The organism is Providencia sp. PROV252, assembly GCF_033676005.1.
GTDB classification, from domain to species: domain Bacteria; phylum Pseudomonadota; class Gammaproteobacteria; order Enterobacterales; family Enterobacteriaceae; genus Providencia; species Providencia vermicola.
This window is the reverse complement of sequence record NZ_CP096294.1, coordinates 4,350,390-4,367,615: the sequence shown is the minus strand read 5'-3', so window position 1 is coordinate 4,367,615 and position 17,226 is coordinate 4,350,390. Positions and strand designations below refer to the sequence as shown.

Genomic DNA, 17,226 nt, shown 5'->3' with positions numbered 1-17,226 from the left:
CAGTTACACAGCTGTCGGGTGTTAAAAACTTATTTTATCAATCAGGTAGGGATCCGTTATGGCACTTTGGGGTGGACGTTTTAGTCAGCAGGCAGATCAGCGGTTTAAACAATTTAATGATTCATTGCGTTTCGATTATCGCTTGGCGCAACAAGATATTATCGGTTCAGTCGCATGGTCAAAATCATTGGTCACCGTCGGGGTGTTGACAGAGAGCGAACAGCAATCTTTAGAACAAGCGTTAAATACATTATTAAAAGAAGTTCAAGATAACCCTGACATTATTTTGCAAAGCGATGCGGAAGATATTCACAGTTGGGTTGAAGGTAAGCTGATTGATAAAGTTGGTGATTTGGGTAAAAAGCTGCATACAGGACGTAGCCGTAATGACCAAGTGGCGACAGATTTAAAACTGTGGTGTAAAGACCAAGTCGCATTATTACTTGAAGCAGTCACTGAGCTACAGAAAGCGTTAGTGATCACTGCAGAAAATAATCAAGATGCCGTGATGCCAGGCTATACCCATTTACAACGAGCGCAACCAGTGACATTTGCTCATTGGTGTTTAGCCTATGGTGAAATGTTAGCGCGTGATGAAAGCCGCTTAAAAGATACCTTAAAACGTTTGGATGTTAGTCCATTAGGTTGCGGGGCATTAGCGGGCACAGCGTACGATATTGACCGTGAGCAGTTGGCTTCTTGGTTAGGTTTTTCATCGGCAACGCGTAACAGCCTTGATACCGTTTCTGATAGAGACCACGTTCTCGAACTGCTATCTGATGCCAGCATTGGTATGGTGCATTTATCTCGTTTCGCTGAGGATTTAATTTTCTTTAATAGTGGGGAGGCGGGTTTTGTTGAGTTATCTGACAAAGTAACGTCAGGTTCTTCATTAATGCCACAAAAGAAAAACCCTGATGCACTGGAATTGATCCGTGGAAAATGTGGTCGTGTCCAAGGCGCTCTTACTGGCATGATGATGACACTCAAAGGATTGCCCCTTGCATATAACAAAGATATGCAAGAAGACAAAGAAGGCCTGTTTGATGCATTAGATACTTGGTTAGATTGCATACACATGGCTGCGCTGGTTCTTGATGGTATTCAAATTCGTCGTCCGCGTTGTGAAGAGGCAGCAAAACAAGGTTATGCAAATGCAACGGAGCTGGCGGATTATCTAGTGGCGAAAGGTGTTCCATTCCGTGAAGCACACCATATTGTGGGTGAAGCGGTGGTGACTGCAATAGCACAAGGTAAAGCGTTAGAGGAAATGGCGTTAAGCGATCTGCAGAAATTCAGTGAAACAATTCAATTAGATGTATATGAGGTTCTCTCGCTGCAATCATGTTTAGATAAACGGCTTGCAAAAGGTGGGGTATCTCAGAAACAAGTGGCGAAAGCGATAGTGGAAGCGAAGAGTCGATTGGGGCTGTGATAGCGAGTTGAATATTAAAATGGGGGGTAGTATGACTACCCCTATTCCCATAACGTGTTTCTGATTAAATATATTTAATCGTCAGCATCCCCATCTGTTTATCCTCATTTACCCAATTATATGAATACTCACCCCTACCATCATTGATGACTTTCCACCCTTGGATATTTGTCACATCATTTAAGTCTATTTTATTAGTAACCATATCCGATTGGCTATTCAAACATTTCATTTTGATATTTTTTTCATTGATTTCATTGAAGCATGATGGAAATACAATGGCACCCGAAAATTGAATAATACCGGTGTGTTCATCATTGCTGGCATTCACATTCATTGATGTAAAAGCGGCTACAAGAAATAAGCTGGTTAATGAGCAAATACATGATTTTTTTAACATTAATAGTGAATTTTTCATAATAGTATTCCGTCATTGATTTTTAGTGAATCAACTTGCTGTATGTTTAAATTGAAGATGTCTTATATAGATTAAAATAATAATTCGTGATTAATATTCCCTGATGTTTTGAGGGAAGGAATTATAATTAAAAAAATGCCAGAAATGTGTAAATCAAAAAAATGAAATGTTTAAAAATATAAAGATAACTAACGTGATTACATTAGTTTATTAAATTGTTCTTTGGATTTTAAGTGGTGTAAAATTCTAATTAATTGCTATTTTTGCATAATTTTATGGTTTTATGCTTTCTTGGTGTGCTTTTGGTTGGTTTGATCTTCTAGCGAACGGAGTAGGGTTATAAGCGTGTAATAACTTTTTGTGGGGATTTAACAGAAAGGAATCGTGATTTTACATTTATTTTTATATAAAATCTTACAAAGTTTAACGGTGAGTGAAAGAAAATATAACAAAATATTTCAACCATGAAAATAAATATAACTTTATCTAGGTAATTTATTAACGTTTAGAGGGATACTAAATAAAACAATAAGGTTTATGGTGACCCTCAATCTGAGAAAGGGCTCTAATAAAGAGCCCTTGAGGTTGTTGACAAAGCAGGATAAAAACGTGGTTTTTCCTGTTTTGTGTTATCAGCCGAAAATCAATAAATTGATTTTCCTAATTTATTTTCAAAACCTATCCAACCTGCAGTCAAACCTAATCGGTTTGTCAGCAGTCTGAAGGGCTCTTTATTAGAGCCCTTTCGAAACACTCTTTTTAGTTTATTGATATCTAATTTTAACGAGCCCTTCTTTATGATCACTTCGCAGCCATTCGAATTCATAACTTCCAAGGTGATTTGAAAGTATTGAGGCTTTAGTTGTATATGCCAGTTTATTAATATCGATATACTCAGTCTTCATATTAGCGTGTCCATCTAATAAATACTTCTAGTAAGCCAATGGTTGCTTTTTTTCGACAAAAATAATTTAATTGTTTTGTACGATTTAAGAATAAAAGATACGAGTTACATATTATAAAAACACGAATATTTCATCTATTTGGGTCTTTATCTCGAAAACTGTATGGTTAATAAATTTAATTATTTTTGAGTTGTCATCAATATCACCAATCAAAAACATGGGATACAATTTTATTTCTAAATATTGCAAATTATTTCATTTTATTGCATGAAATTGTATGAAAAGTGAAGTATGGCGATATTTATTAATTTATTAATAGATAAAACAGAACAATATCGATATAGTGATTGGTATTATCTATCTTTGGTTTGACAAAGAATTCACGAAAGGAAAAGAAATATGAATATTCGAGATTTAGAGTACCTCGTTGCACTCGCCGAACATAAACACTTTAGACGCGCCGCGGATTCTTGTCATGTCAGCCAACCAACATTAAGCGGTCAAATTCGTAAATTAGAAGAAGAGCTCGGCGTCATGTTATTAGAAAGAACGAGCCGTAAAGTTCTTTTTACCCAGCAAGGTTTATTACTTGTTGAACAGGCTCGAACTATTTTGCGAGAAATAAAAGTGTTGCAAGAAATGGCTGCTCTGCAAGGGGAAAGTATGTCTGGCCCACTGCATATAGGCTTAATACCAACGGTCGCACCTTACTTATTACCTCATATCATCCCACAATTACACCAAGCTCATCCTAAGTTAGAAATTTACTTACATGAAGCTCAAACTCAGCAACTATTAGCTCAATTAGATAGCGGCAAATTAGATTGTGCAATTTTGGCTGATGTGAAAGAAACAGCGCCATTTATTGTTGTGCCTTTATTTGAAGAACCAATGAAACTGGCTATTTATGAAAGCCATCCATGGCATGACCGTGACACCATTGAAATGGGGGAGCTGTCAGGTGAAAAATTATTAATGTTAGAAGATGGGCATTGCTTACGTGACCAAGCAATGGGTTTTTGTTTTCAAGCAGGTGCAAAAGAAGATACGCATTTTAGGGCAACCAGTTTAGAGACATTAAGAAATATGGTTGCAGCGGGAAGTGGCATTACACTTTTACCTGATTTGGCGGTGCCAAATGAAGCGTGTCGTGATGGCGTGTGTTACTTAAATTGTATTGAGCCTGAACCTAAGCGGACAATTGTTCTGGTATATCGCCCAGGTTCACCTTTACGTGGTCGCTATGAACAATTAGCTGAAACTATTTATAACTCAATGGATAATTATTATAAAAACAGAGTTTAGGAATAAAGCGCTAAAATAAACGTTTAGTAGATTGATATGATGGTTGCCAAAAAGAGGCAACCATCAAGACAGGCAATTAAAATAGTCGATTTAAACCATTTAATGCTGCAACGCGAAAAGCCTCTGCCATCGTTGGGTAATTGAACGTCGTATTCACAAAATATTCGATAGTATTGCCTTCACCTTTTTGTTCCATAATCGCTTGGCCGATATGTATAATTTCAGCCGCTCTTTCGCCGAAACAGTGAATACCTAATATTTGCAATGTTTCACGATGAAATAAGATTTTCAAACTACCGACATTCATTCCCGCAATTTGCGCACGTGCTAAATGTTTGAATTGTGCACGGCCGACCTCATAAGGCACTTTCATTGCAGTAAGTTCTTGTTCGGTTTTACCCACAGAGCTTATTTCAGGAATGGTATAAATGCCCGTTGGAATATCTTCCACTAAATGCGCATCACCAAGACTACCACCGATTGCACGTGCTGCAATTCGGCCTTGGTCATAAGCCGCAGAAGCGAGACTTGGGTAACCAATCACATCACCGACAGCATAGATATGTTCATTCGTTGTGCGGTAAGCTTTATTCACCTTAACAAGACCACGGCCATCCGCGTCAATGCCAACATTTGCAAGGCCTAAGCCATCTGTATTACCCGTTCTTCCGTTGGCATATAATAGGCAGTCAGCTTTCACTTTCTTGCCAGATTTCAAGTGAACAATAACACCATCATCGACACCTTCGATTTTTTCATATTCTTCATTATGGCGAATGACAACGCCACTATTCCAAAAATGGTAAGACAATGCATCAGACATTTCTTGGTCGAGGAAGGCTAATAAATGATCTCGCGTATTGATTAAGTCTACTTTCACACCTAATCCGCGAAAGATTGAGGCGTATTCACAACCAATAACACCTGCACCATAAATAATGACATGGCGAGGTTCATGGGTAAGGTTGAGGATTGTATCGCTGTTATAAATTCGCGAATGGTTGAAATCGACATCCGAAGGGCAATAAGGGCGTGAACCCGTTGCTATTACTATCTTATCGGCACTTAAAACATCACAGCTACCATCGGCGTAACGTACACTAACATGTTGATCATCAATAAACGTGGCTTCACCCGAAAACATCTGGCAACCGTTTCGCTCATAAAACCCTTGGCGCATGCGAGTTTGTTGGCTAATGACCGTTTCCGCATGTTGCAGAATTTCAGAGAAAGAGGAGCTTAAGCTACGGGAGTTATCGCTATAAAGGGGGTTTTGATTGAATTCGATAATACGACTAACAGCATGACGGAGGGCTTTAGAGGGAATGGTTCCCCAGTGGGTACAGCCTCCGCCGACATTATTATAACGTTCTATAACAGCAACGTTTTTTCCTTGTTTTACCAGCCCCATCGCGGCGCCTTCGCCACCAGGACCAGAACCAATAACTATTGCATCAAAATGGGTAAGTTGCATGAGGTAAGACCTGCTCTAAAACAAAATGACAACAAGATGTTATCATTAGTTGGTTATTTCGCCTAATTTCCCGTTCCCTTTGTCTTTCTAATTAAAACGTCGTGAATCTCTTTCACTGATTTACTTCAATCTGAAATTCGAGAAGAAAGCACATCCGGGAAAAGCAAAAAATAAAGTGCATTTTTGGTGAATCTATTTTTTAGGGTTCAGGTAGGGTAGAAGGAAGTGAGAACATTTCTCTATATAAGAAAGCGGTGTCGGTAATATGCGAAATTCTGAAAATTGCTAATTTGCAGTAAGAGTCGATTTTTCTCTAAACCAGATTAAGAAATTTCAGGTATGCTAGAAGGTGAACTCTTGCTTATTATTAACCTTCAATAATGCGTTCATTAATATTTAATGACATAGAAATTAGGATCACCGTGAGTAACACTATTGGCGTTAGAGCAAAACAAAAAGAAAAAACTCGGCGTTCACTCGTCGAAGCCGCATTTAGCCAATTAAGCGCTGAACGGAGTTTTACGAGCTTAAGTTTACGTGAAGTTGCTCGAGAAGCAGGCATTGCACCAACGTCATTTTATCGTCATTTCAAAGACGTTGATGAACTCGGCCTAACAATGGTCGATGAAAGTGGCTTGATGTTACGTCAACTGATGCGACAAGCGAGGCAGCGTATCGCAAAAGGTGGGAGTGTGATCCGCACATCAGTCTCAACTTTTATGGAGTTTATTGGTAATAACCCCAATGCCTTTAGGTTATTATTGCGTGAGCGTTCAGGCACATCAGCTGAATTTCGTGCTGCCGTTGCAAGGGAAATTCAACATTTTATTGCGGAATTAGCTGATTACCTTGAACTTGAAAGTCGCATGCCTCGCCATTTTACTGAGATGCAGGCTGAAGCGATGGTAACGATAGTCTTTAGTGCAGGCGCAGAAGCGCTTGATATTGACGAAGAAAAACGCAGACATCTTGAAGAACGGCTGGTATTACAGTTAAGAATGATTGCTAAAGGCGCCTACTATTGGTACCGCCGTGAACAGGAAAAACAAAATCAAACTGACCCAGACCTTACTAAATAATAAGGAGAATCAATGACGGATCAAAAAAGTTATGAAAGAAGTACACTATTGCTCGCCTTTGTTATCGGACTTGCAACCCATGGAACCTTTTCAACGTTGTTCAACTCGCTAGTCGACTTTTCATTTTTTCCAATTTTGACCTTAGTATTGGCTGCGTATTGTTTACACCAACGCTACTTACACCAAGCGATGCCAATCGGACTCCCTAAATTTGTTGCAGGCAGCTTTTTCATTGGGATCTTTGGTTATGCCGCGATTTTACGCGTTCAGAACCCTGAAATTGGTTCTAACTTTATTCCAGCGACGTTTATCGTGATTCTAGCGTTATGGATGTATGCAAGCTGGAAAGCGCGTAAGAAAGAAAAAGCTGAGCTAGCACTTGAACAAGAAACTGAAAACGAAGTTTAAAAAACGTATTTAGACTAAAACGCCGCAGGATATTGCGGCGTTCTTATATGGATTATGAATATATTTAAAAATTAGCGACGCGTTAATAAAACACCACTTTCCATATGATGGGTATAAGGGAATTGGTCGAACAAGGCTAGCTTCTCAATTTTATGCGTTTTTGTCAGCTCAACTAAATTATCGCAAAGGGTTTCTGGGTTACAGGAAATATACAAAATATGGTCGTATCCCTGGACAAGTTCTACGGTTTTATCATCTAAACCACTACGTGGTGGGTCAACAAAAATCGTATTACATTGGTAATCCGTTAGTGTAATACCTTCCAAACGTCTAAATTCACGTGCCCCTTGCATTGCTTGGGTAAAATCTTCAGCAGACATTCGGATAATTTGCACATTATTAATGTTGTTTGCTTCTATATTATATTGCGCTGCAGCAACGGAAGGTTTAGCAATTTCAGTGGCTAAAACACGTTCAAAGTTTTGTGCTAATGCCAAGGAAAAGTTTCCATTTCCGCAATACAATTCTAATAAGTCACCCGTTGAATTTTGCGTCGCGGCAATTGCCCATTCCAGCATTTTAATATTGACCTGTGCATTCGGCTGCGTGAAGCTATTTTCAACTTGGCGATAAACCATATCCTTACCATTTACAGGTAGCACTTCATCTACATAATCATTATCAAGCATGATTTTAGTTTTTGAGGCGCGGCCGATTAACTGCAGGTCAAAGCCTTTTTCCACCAATGTGGCTTTTAAACTTTTCGCCTCAGCGGTCCATTCATCACCTAATTTTTTATGGTAAAGCAGTGAAACGATCAGTTTGTTGCTCAGTGTCGACAAATAGTCGATTTGGAATAACTTATGGCGTAGTAATTCATTCTGTTTAATTAATGGTAGCAATTCAGCCATCATGTCATTAATTAATTGACTCGCCACTGGGAATTGGTCAACACGGATACGTTCTTTGGTCTCTTTATCAAACATGATATGAAACAAATCATCATTATCATGCCAAACTCTGAACTCTGCCCGCATCCGGTAATGCGAGGTTGGAGATGAAAAAATTTCAGGTTCAGGTGCGTTAAACGGGGCCATCATAGCCTTTAAACGGTCAGTTTTCTCTGCGAGTTGCAGTTCGTAGTCTTTGGTGTGCAACGTGTTTGGCATACTTGGCCCCATAAAACAGTAAAAAATTCATATCAGGGGCGAAATTGTAGGGAATGCGGCGAAGATGTCCAGTTTTCATTATCGATCCGTAGACACTCATAACTATTCAACTTACGATAACAGTGTGTGGTTGAGGGAATTTGGTTGAAATCCAAGACTGACGCGCAACGGTAATTAAGGTATCCCCGTTATTCTTCAAGCTACATGGGTGTTAGCATCGCTCAGCTACCCTAGTCACATACTTCAGTATGCTCCTAGGGATGTCTTCGCCTGCCGCCTACATGTAACTTGAATTATTTAGGATATATACAAGCATTTTTCTGTTTCTTTTATTATAGAAATAACGCTTTGGAACTTATGAGTCCGATACCTGCCACACGTCTTATCGCTTTGTTGAATATCAGCGCGAACCTTTTATTCAACTTCGCGGAATTTTAATTTAATTGATTTTCCGAGTGTAATCATAATGAATAATAACAAGTTGCTGCCGTTATCGGCCGCTGCTGTGGCAGTGTTATGCGGTGTTTCTTCTCTGGCAAGTGCAAATAATAAAGCTGACGAAGTTGTCGTATCAGCCAATCGTTTCGAACAACCAATTTCTTCTATATTAGCGCCCGTGACAGTGGTCACTCGTGAAGATATTGATCATTGGCAGTCAAATACCGTGATTGATGTGTTAAGGCGTTTACCAGGAGTGGATATTGCGCAAAATGGGGGAATGGGGCAGCAAAGTTCCCTTTTTATTAGGGGAACAGAGTCTCGCCATGTTCTAGTGCTAATTGATGGTGTCCGTTTAAATCAAGCAGGTATTTCGGGTTCATCAGATATGAGCCAAATTCCAATCTCATTAGTTCAACGTATCGAATATATCCGTGGTGCGCGTTCCGCTGTTTATGGTTCTGATGCTATTGGTGGCGTAGTGAATATTATTACTCGCAGTGATAACGATGGAACAACATTAAATGCGGGTATTGGTTCGCATGGCTATCAAAACTATAACGGCTCGACCCAGCAAAAAATTGGTGAAAATACCACAGTAACCGCGGCGGGCGCTTATACGTATACAAAGGGGTTTGATATAGAGGCGAAAGGGTTTAGTGGTGATAGGAAGCAGCCAGACAAAGATGGTTTTTTGAGTAAGGCATTATGGTTAGGTGTTGAACATCAGTTTTCATCAGATATCACCGCTTATGCGAGAGCATATGGGTATGACAATAGAACTGATTATGAAGCTTATTATGATAAACATACAAACTCTCAAGTTGATACTCGAAAATTATATAGCCGCACCTATGAAACAGGCTTGAAATATCATAATGATAAATATTCAACCATACTGATGGGCAGCTACGGTACAACAAAAGATTATAACTATGATCCAAAATATGGGCAGTATGGGAAATTTTCGAATTTAGATGAATCGAAGCAATATAATCTCCAATGGGGCAACAGCTACCATCTAGAGAAAGGTAATATCAGTGCTGGTATTGACTATCAACGTCAGAGTGTTGAACCAAGTAGCTATACAATGATCAGCGAGAAACAAACGTTAAATAACACTGGAGTTTATTTAACGGGTCAATACGCACTAGTCAACTCTGTTGTAGCTGAAGCTGCGGTTCGTTCAGATCACCATTCAGAATTTAATTGGCATACAACTTGGCAATCAGGATTAAGCTGGGAATTCTACGAAGGCTATAAACTGGTTGGTTCATATGCAACAGCCTATAAAGCACCAAATCTGAGCCAATTGTATGCACATGTGGTTTCTCCTAGCTGGTCTACTATTGGTAATCCAAATTTAAAACCAGAAGAGAGCAAGCAATGGGAAATCGGTGTTGAAGGTAAAACTGGCCCATTATTTTGGCAGTTAAACACATATCATAATGATATTAATAACTTGATTTCATATGACAATGGTTATCCAATCGCTAGTTATGAAAATATTGGAAAGGCTGAAATTAAAGGACTTGAATGGGTTGGTGAACTAGATACGGGAATTTTCCATCATCAAGTTACTTATCAATATATCGATCCTAGAGATAAAGAAACAAATGAGGTTTTACTGAGAAGGGCTAAGCAACAAGTCAAATATCAACTTGATTGGGATATTTATGACGTTGATATGGGGGTCACTTACCAGTATATAGGCTCTCGGTATGACAAAATGGGGAATGGGCAACGCACAAAAGTAGGCGGCGTTAGCCTTTGGGATCTCACAGCTGCATATCCAATCACTTCACATCTCACAATTCGTGGTAAAATAGCTAATATGTTCGATAAAGACTATGAGACCGCGTATGGTTATCGCACCGCTGGAAGAGAATATTTCCTTACCGGAAGTTACAACTTCTGATAACACCTTATCTGTTCGCCCGACCATTCTTGTGTTTGACTCAGGAGTGGGCGGGTTATCTGTCTATCGCGAAGTTAAAAAACTGATCCCGAATGCGCACTATATATATGCATTCGATAACGAAGCTTTTCCGTATGGTGAAAAAAGTGAAGAGTTTATTATTGATAGGGTCTATCAAATTGTTAATGCAATAGCAGCAAAGCATCCTTTAACAATTGCGATCATTGCATGTAATACTGCAAGTACCGTCAGTTTGCCTAATCTAAGAGCGCACTTTACTTTCCCTGTAGTCGGTGTGGTTCCTGCAATCAAGCCTGCTACTAAACTCACGCGTAATGGCGTGGTCGGTTTATTAGCCACGAAAGGCACTGTGAATCGCGAGTACACGAAAGAATTAATTGACCGTTTCGCTACGGACTGCAAAGTGGTTTCGCTGGGCTCTGCTGAATTAGTCCAATTGGCAGAAAGAAAGTTACATGGGGAAACTTTACCGTTAGATGAAGTGGCTCAAACGGTAAGGTCGTGGATCAGAATGCCTGAACCGCCAGACACGGTTATTTTAGGCTGTACCCATTTCCCTCTATTAATAGAAGAACTCGAAAAAGTCTTACCAGATGGAACAAGGTTTATAGATTCAGGTTCTGCTATCGCTAGAAGAGCCGTTTGGCTGATAAACAATCAGGCAGAAATTCATGATTCTAACGAAGAAGACTTCGCTTATTGCCTCTTAATGAATGATGCTGTGCAAGATTTAAGGCCTGTACTTGAAACTGAAGGGTTTATTTCGCTGGAAAAACTAGCGCTTTAACTTAAATTTGCTGAAAAGCTGAGCGAACGAAAAAAAAATGCAAAAAAGGGGTTGCCAGATTTTTCTGACTCCCTATAATGCGCATCCGTTGTCACGACAAACCGATTCGGCGAAAAGGGGAAACCCAGTGATAACAGAGGTGAAGAAAGAAAAAGTTGAAAATAAACACTTGACTTTCTAAAAGAAAAACGTAATATACGTCACCTCGCAGCAACGACCCAGAAGGTCAAATTTCACGACGAAATGCTGCAACGCTCTTTAACAATTTATCAGACAATCTGTGTGGGCACTCACAGGACACTATCAAAAAAATATTTGATTTTAAGTCTTGAAGAGTGACTAACACGTTAATTCATATATATGAACTAATAGGTAATATGTTTTCGTAAGAAGACATACGACAGTAAACATTCTTTGAGCATCAAGCTTTTTAATTGAAGAGTTTGATCATGGCTCAGATTGAACGCTGGCGGCAGGCCTAACACATGCAAGTCGAGCGGTAACAGGGGAAGCTTGCTTCTCGCTGACGAGCGGCGGACGGGTGAGTAATGTATGGGGATCTGCCCGATAGAGGGGGATAACTACTGGAAACGGTAGCTAATACCGCATAATCTCTAAGGAGCAAAGCAGGGGAACTTCGGTCCTTGCGCTATCGGATGAACCCATATGGGATTAGCTAGTAGGTGAGGTAATGGCTCACCTAGGCGACGATCCCTAGCTGGTCTGAGAGGATGATCAGCCACACTGGGACTGAGACACGGCCCAGACTCCTACGGGAGGCAGCAGTGGGGAATATTGCACAATGGGCGCAAGCCTGATGCAGCCATGCCGCGTGTATGAAGAAGGCCCTAGGGTTGTAAAGTACTTTCAGTCGGGAGGAAGGCGTTGATGCTAATATCATCAACGATTGACGTTACCGACAGAAGAAGCACCGGCTAACTCCGTGCCAGCAGCCGCGGTAATACGGAGGGTGCAAGCGTTAATCGGAATTACTGGGCGTAAAGCGCACGCAGGCGGTTGATTAAGTTAGATGTGAAATCCCCGGGCTTAACCTGGGAATGGCATCTAAGACTGGTCAGCTAGAGTCTTGTAGAGGGGGGTAGAATTCCATGTGTAGCGGTGAAATGCGTAGAGATGTGGAGGAATACCGGTGGCGAAGGCGGCCCCCTGGACAAAGACTGACGCTCAGGTGCGAAAGCGTGGGGAGCAAACAGGATTAGATACCCTGGTAGTCCACGCTGTAAACGATGTCGATTTGAAGGTTGTTCCCTTGAGGAGTGGCTTTCGGAGCTAACGCGTTAAATCGACCGCCTGGGGAGTACGGCCGCAAGGTTAAAACTCAAATGAATTGACGGGGGCCCGCACAAGCGGTGGAGCATGTGGTTTAATTCGATGCAACGCGAAGAACCTTACCTACTCTTGACATCCAGAGAACTTAGCAGAGATGCTTTGGTGCCTTCGGGAACTCTGAGACAGGTGCTGCATGGCTGTCGTCAGCTCGTGTTGTGAAATGTTGGGTTAAGTCCCGCAACGAGCGCAACCCTTATCCTTTGTTGCCAGCGATTCGGTCGGGAACTCAAAGGAGACTGCCGGTGATAAACCGGAGGAAGGTGGGGATGACGTCAAGTCATCATGGCCCTTACGAGTAGGGCTACACACGTGCTACAATGGCGTATACAAAGAGAAGCGACCTCGCGAGAGCAAGCGGAACTCATAAAGTACGTCGTAGTCCGGATTGGAGTCTGCAACTCGACTCCATGAAGTCGGAATCGCTAGTAATCGTAGATCAGAATGCTACGGTGAATACGTTCCCGGGCCTTGTACACACCGCCCGTCACACCATGGGAGTGGGTTGCAAAAGAAGTAGGTAGCTTAACCTTCGGGAGGGCGCTTACCACTTTGTGATTCATGACTGGGGTGAAGTCGTAACAAGGTAACCGTAGGGGAACCTGCGGTTGGATCACCTCCTTACCATTGAAGTGTTTTTGTGAAGTGCTCACACAGATTGTCTGATGAAATTAAAGTGCGGTATCGATAGGCTTGTAGCTCAGGTGGTTAGAGCGCACCCCTGATAAGGGTGAGGTCGGTGGTTCAAGTCCACTCAGGCCTACCAAATTTTGTTTATTCGTTGTTGCAGATTAGCTCGTTTACCCAAAAGTAAACTTCGCCAATCCGCGCCTAGACTAAACAAAATTGGTAACTTTAAGCATACTAAAAGCGAAAAGCAGACAATTAATTGTCTATTATTGATACTGAAAATACCTTTATGGGGCTATAGCTCAGCTGGGAGAGCGCCTGCCTTGCACGCAGGAGGTCAGCGGTTCGATCCCGCTTAGCTCCACCATAAATTTTTCTGATTATTCAGAATAGATTAGTCAAATAGTCTATTGCGAATAATTATGCTCTTTAACAATCTGGAACAAGCTGAAAGTTGAAAACAACGCACATTGTTTATCGCTTAAACAATGTGAGAGTCTCTCAAAAATCTCAACTTGAATAGTGTATTTTGACCTATCGAGTCGACGAGCGAAATGAGTTCAAGGCAGCCCGCGCACAGCAAGCGCAGCGTACTTAAGGTACGTGAGCATTGCGCGCACGGACTAACGCCGAAATCATGAAGCACAGTCACTCGTTATCAGAAGACACCTTCGGGTTGTGAGGTTAAGCGACTAAGCGTACACGGTGGATGCCTAGGCAATCAGAGGCGATGAAGGACGTGCTAATCTGCGAAAAGCGTCGGTAAGGTGATATGAACCGTTATAACCGACGATATCCGAATGGGGAAACCCAGTGCAATTCGTTGCACTATCGTTTGATGAATACATAGTCAAACGAGGCGAACCGAGGGAACTGAAACATCTCAGTACCTCGAGGAAAAGAAATCAACCGAGATTCCCCTAGTAGCGGCGAGCGAACGGGGAGCAGCCCAGAGTCTTAATCAGCATTAGCATCAGGAGAACAGTCTGGAAAGGCTGGCAGTAAAGGGTGATAGCCCCGTATCCGAAGGTGTTGGTGTTGTGAACTCGACGAGTAGGGCGGGACACGTGTTATCCTGTCTGAATATGGGGGGACCATCCTCCAAGGCTAAATACTCCTGATTGACCGATAGTGAACCAGTACCGTGAGGGAAAGGCGAAAAGAACCCCGGCGAGGGGAGTGAAATAGAACCTGAAACCGTGTACGTACAAGCAGTGGGAGCACCCTTCGGGGTGTGACTGCGTACCTTTTGTATAATGGGTCAGCGACTTATATTCTGTAGCAAGGTTAACCGTATAGGGGAGCCGTAGGGAAACCGAGTCTTAACTGGGCGAATGAGTTGCAGGGTATAGACCCGAAACCCGGTGATCTAGCCATGGGCAGGTTGAAGGTTGGGTAACACTAACTGGAGGACCGAACCGACTAATGTTGAAAAATTAGCGGATGACTTGTGGCTGGGGGTGAAAGGCCAATCAAACCGGGAGATAGCTGGTTCTCCCCGAAAGCTATTTAGGTAGCGCCTCGTGAACTCATCTTCGGGGGTAGAGCACTGTTTCGACTAGGGGGTCATCCCGACTTACCAACTCGATGCAAACTACGAATACCGAAGAATGTTATCACGGGAGACACACGGCGGGTGCTAACGTTCGTCGTGAAGAGGGAAACAACCCAGACCGCCAGCTAAGGTCCCAAAGTCATAGTTAAGTGGGAAACGAAGTGGGAAGGCTCAGACAGCCAGGATGTTGGCTTAGAAGCAGCCATCATTTAAAGAAAGCGTAATAGCTCACTGGTCGAGTCGGCCTGCGCGGAAGATGTAACGGGGCTAAACTATGCACCGAAGCTGCGGCAGCGATATTTAGATATTGTTGGGTAGGGGAGCGTTCTGTAAGCCTGTGAAGGTGTACTGTGAGGTATGCTGGAGGTATCAGAAGTGCGAATGCTGACATAAGTAACGATAATGCGGGTGAAAAACCCGCACGCCGGAAGACCAAGGGTTCCTGTCCAACGTTAATCGGGGCAGGGTGAGTCGACCCCTAAGGCGAGGCAGAAATGCGTAGTCGATGGGAAACGGGTTAATATTCCCGTACTGGTGATAATTGCGATGGGGGGACGGAGAAGGTTAGGCTGGCCGGGCGACGGTTGTCCCGGTTTAAGGATGTAGGCAGGTGAATTAGGCAAATCCGGTTCACTATATGCTGAGGTCTGATGACGAGTCACTACGGTGGCGAAGTAGCTCATACCCCGCTTCCAGGAAAAGCCTCTAAGCTCTAGATTATCATTAATCGTACCCCAAACCGACACAGGTGGTCAGGTAGAGAATACTCAGGCGCTTGAGAGAACTCGGGTGAAGGAACTAGGCAAAATGGTGCCGTAACTTCGGGAGAAGGCACGCTGGCGCTAGGTGAAGTGGTTTACCCATGGAGCTGAAGCCAGTCGCAGATACCAGCTGGCTGCAACTGTTTATTAAAAACACAGCACTGTGCAAACACGAAAGTGGACGTATACGGTGTGACGCCTGCCCGGTGCTGGAAGGTTAATTGATGGGGTTATCCGTAAGGAGAAGCTCTTGATCGAAGCCCCAGTAAACGGCGGCCGTAACTATAACGGTCCTAAGGTAGCGAAATTCCTTGTCGGGTAAGTTCCGACCTGCACGAATGGCGTAATGATGGCCAGGCTGTCTCCACCCGAGACTCAGTGAAATTGAACTCGCTGTGAAGATGCAGTGTACCCGCGGCAAGACGGAAAGACCCCGTGAACCTTTACTATAGCTTGACACTGAACATTGAGCCTTGATGTGTAGGATAGGTGGGAGGCTTTGAAGCGTGGACGCCAGTCTGCGTGGAGCCAACCTTGAAATACCACCCTTTAATGTTTGATGTTCTAACGTTGCCCCGTTATCCGGGGTGCGGACAGTGTCTGGTGGGTAGTTTGACTGGGGCGGTCTCCTCCCAAAGAGTAACGGAGGAGCACGAAGGTTGGCTAAGCATGGTCGGACATCATGCGGTTAGTGCAAAGGCATAAGCCAGCTTGACTGCGAGAGTGACGGCTCGAGCAGGTACGAAAGTAGGTCTTAGTGATCCGGTGGTTCTGAATGGAAGGGCCATCGCTCAACGGATAAAAGGTACTCCGGGGATAACAGGCTGATACCGCCCAAGAGTTCATATCGACGGCGGTGTTTGGCACCTCGATGTCGGCTCATCACATCCTGGGGCTGAAGTAGGTCCCAAGGGTACGGCTGTTCGCCGTTTAAAGTGGTACGCGAGCTGGGTTTAGAACGTCGTGAGACAGTTCGGTCCCTATCTGCCGTGGGCGTTGGAAGATTGAAAGGGGCTGCTCCTAGTACGAGAGGACCGGAGTGGACGCACCACTGGTGTTCGGGTTGTCATGCCAATGGCATTGCCCGGTAGCTAAGTGCGGAAAAGATAACCGCTGAAAGCATCTAAGCGGGAAACTTGCCTTGAGATGAGTCTTCCCTGACCCTTTAAGGGTCCTAAAGGAACGTTTAAGACTAAGACGTTGATAGGTTGGGTGTGTAAGCGTAGCGATACGTTGAGCTAACCAATACTAATGAACCGTGAGGCTTAACCTGACAACACCGAAGGTGTTTTTAGAGAGACGAGATAGTTTTCAAATGTGCGTGAGAAGCCGAAAGGTGAAGGACACAGCAGCTTGTTCAAGATTGATGTTCTGGTTTAGCGAAGAAAAGCGCTGAACGGGAACAAAACCGAATTTGTCTGGCGGCAATAGCGCGGTGGTCCCACCTGACCCCATGCCGAACTCAGCAGTGAAACGCCGTAGCGCCGATGGTAGTGTGGGGTCTCCCCATGTGAGAGTAGGGAACTGCCAGACATTAAATTTAAAGGTTGTGTCAGTACTAACTGACCGCACCATA

General features: G+C 43.0%; 9 protein-coding genes, 2 tRNA genes, 3 rRNA genes and 1 riboswitch. Of the genes, 11 read left to right on the top strand and 3 right to left on the bottom strand.

Features of this window, described 5'->3' with window-relative positions:
* The first annotated feature begins 58 nt into the window (after nucleotides 1–58).
* The gene (gene argH, locus M1F05_RS20280; RefSeq protein WP_206085986.1) at nucleotides 59–1,435 is read left to right on the top strand and encodes an argininosuccinate lyase; all 1,377 of its coding nucleotides are present in this window, start codon (nucleotides 59–61) and stop codon (nucleotides 1,433–1,435) included.
* A gap of 64 nt (nucleotides 1,436–1,499) precedes the next feature.
* On the opposite strand, the gene M1F05_RS20275 is transcribed toward argH, so the two are convergent.
* On the bottom strand, nucleotides 1,500–1,853 hold the full coding sequence (locus M1F05_RS20275; protein WP_206085987.1) for a hypothetical protein: 354 nt from the start codon (nucleotides 1,851–1,853) through the stop codon (nucleotides 1,500–1,502).
* Nucleotides 1,854–3,157: 1,304 nt separating this feature from the next.
* Here M1F05_RS20275 and oxyR point away from each other — a divergent pair.
* Nucleotides 3,158–4,063, top strand: coding sequence for a DNA-binding transcriptional regulator OxyR (gene oxyR / locus M1F05_RS20270; RefSeq protein WP_047756880.1), 906 nt, complete (start codon nucleotides 3,158–3,160; stop codon nucleotides 4,061–4,063).
* A 76-nt stretch (nucleotides 4,064–4,139) separates the two neighbouring features.
* On the opposite strand, the gene sthA is transcribed toward oxyR, so the two are convergent.
* Complete coding sequence (gene sthA / locus M1F05_RS20265) at nucleotides 4,140–5,537, bottom strand: Si-specific NAD(P)(+) transhydrogenase (protein ID WP_206085988.1); 1,398 nt, start codon at nucleotides 5,535–5,537, stop codon at nucleotides 4,140–4,142.
* Between the two features lie 422 nt (nucleotides 5,538–5,959).
* On the opposite strand from sthA, the gene fabR reads away from it, so the two are divergent.
* Nucleotides 5,960–6,616: an HTH-type transcriptional repressor FabR gene (fabR, locus tag M1F05_RS20260; RefSeq protein ID WP_206085989.1), complete on the top strand. Its 657-nt coding sequence runs from the start codon at nucleotides 5,960–5,962 to the stop codon at nucleotides 6,614–6,616.
* 12 nt (nucleotides 6,617–6,628) lie between these two features.
* The gene (locus tag M1F05_RS20255) at nucleotides 6,629–7,024 is read left to right on the top strand and encodes a YijD family membrane protein (protein WP_206085990.1); all 396 of its coding nucleotides are present in this window, start codon (nucleotides 6,629–6,631) and stop codon (nucleotides 7,022–7,024) included.
* 71 nt (nucleotides 7,025–7,095) lie between these two features.
* On the opposite strand, the gene trmA is transcribed toward M1F05_RS20255, so the two are convergent.
* Nucleotides 7,096–8,193: a tRNA (uridine(54)-C5)-methyltransferase TrmA gene (gene trmA, locus M1F05_RS20250; protein WP_206085991.1), complete on the bottom strand. Its 1,098-nt coding sequence runs from the start codon at nucleotides 8,191–8,193 to the stop codon at nucleotides 7,096–7,098.
* A 110-nt stretch (nucleotides 8,194–8,303) separates the two neighbouring features.
* A riboswitch (cobalamin riboswitch) is annotated at nucleotides 8,304–8,586 on the top strand.
* Between the two features lie 73 nt (nucleotides 8,587–8,659).
* Here trmA and btuB point away from each other — a divergent pair.
* The 7 genes from btuB to rrf all read left to right on the top strand — a co-directional run bounded on the left by btuB (nucleotide 8,660) and on the right by rrf (nucleotide 17,183).
* On the top strand, nucleotides 8,660–10,549 hold the full coding sequence (gene btuB / locus M1F05_RS20245; protein ID WP_206085992.1) for a TonB-dependent vitamin B12 receptor BtuB: 1,890 nt from the start codon (nucleotides 8,660–8,662) through the stop codon (nucleotides 10,547–10,549).
* Nucleotides 10,494–11,357: a glutamate racemase gene (gene murI / locus M1F05_RS20240; RefSeq protein ID WP_206085993.1), complete on the top strand. Its 864-nt coding sequence runs from the start codon at nucleotides 10,494–10,496 to the stop codon at nucleotides 11,355–11,357. The genes btuB and murI overlap by 56 nt, the downstream gene beginning before the upstream one ends.
* Before the next feature lie 431 nt (nucleotides 11,358–11,788).
* Nucleotides 11,789–13,328 (top strand): 16S ribosomal RNA (locus M1F05_RS20235).
* Between the two features lie 65 nt (nucleotides 13,329–13,393).
* Nucleotides 13,394–13,470 (top strand) — tRNA-Ile (locus M1F05_RS20230).
* 155 nt (nucleotides 13,471–13,625) lie between these two features.
* Nucleotides 13,626–13,701: transfer RNA gene (locus tag M1F05_RS20225), tRNA-Ala, on the top strand.
* Between the two features lie 315 nt (nucleotides 13,702–14,016).
* A 23S ribosomal RNA gene (locus M1F05_RS20220) occupies nucleotides 14,017–16,923 on the top strand.
* Nucleotides 16,924–17,067: 144 nt separating this feature from the next.
* Nucleotides 17,068–17,183 (top strand): 5S ribosomal RNA (rrf, locus tag M1F05_RS20215).
* Together the 16S, 23S and 5S rRNA genes with 2 tRNA genes alongside form the textbook arrangement of a ribosomal RNA operon.
* The last annotated feature ends 43 nt before the right edge of the window (nucleotides 17,184–17,226 follow it).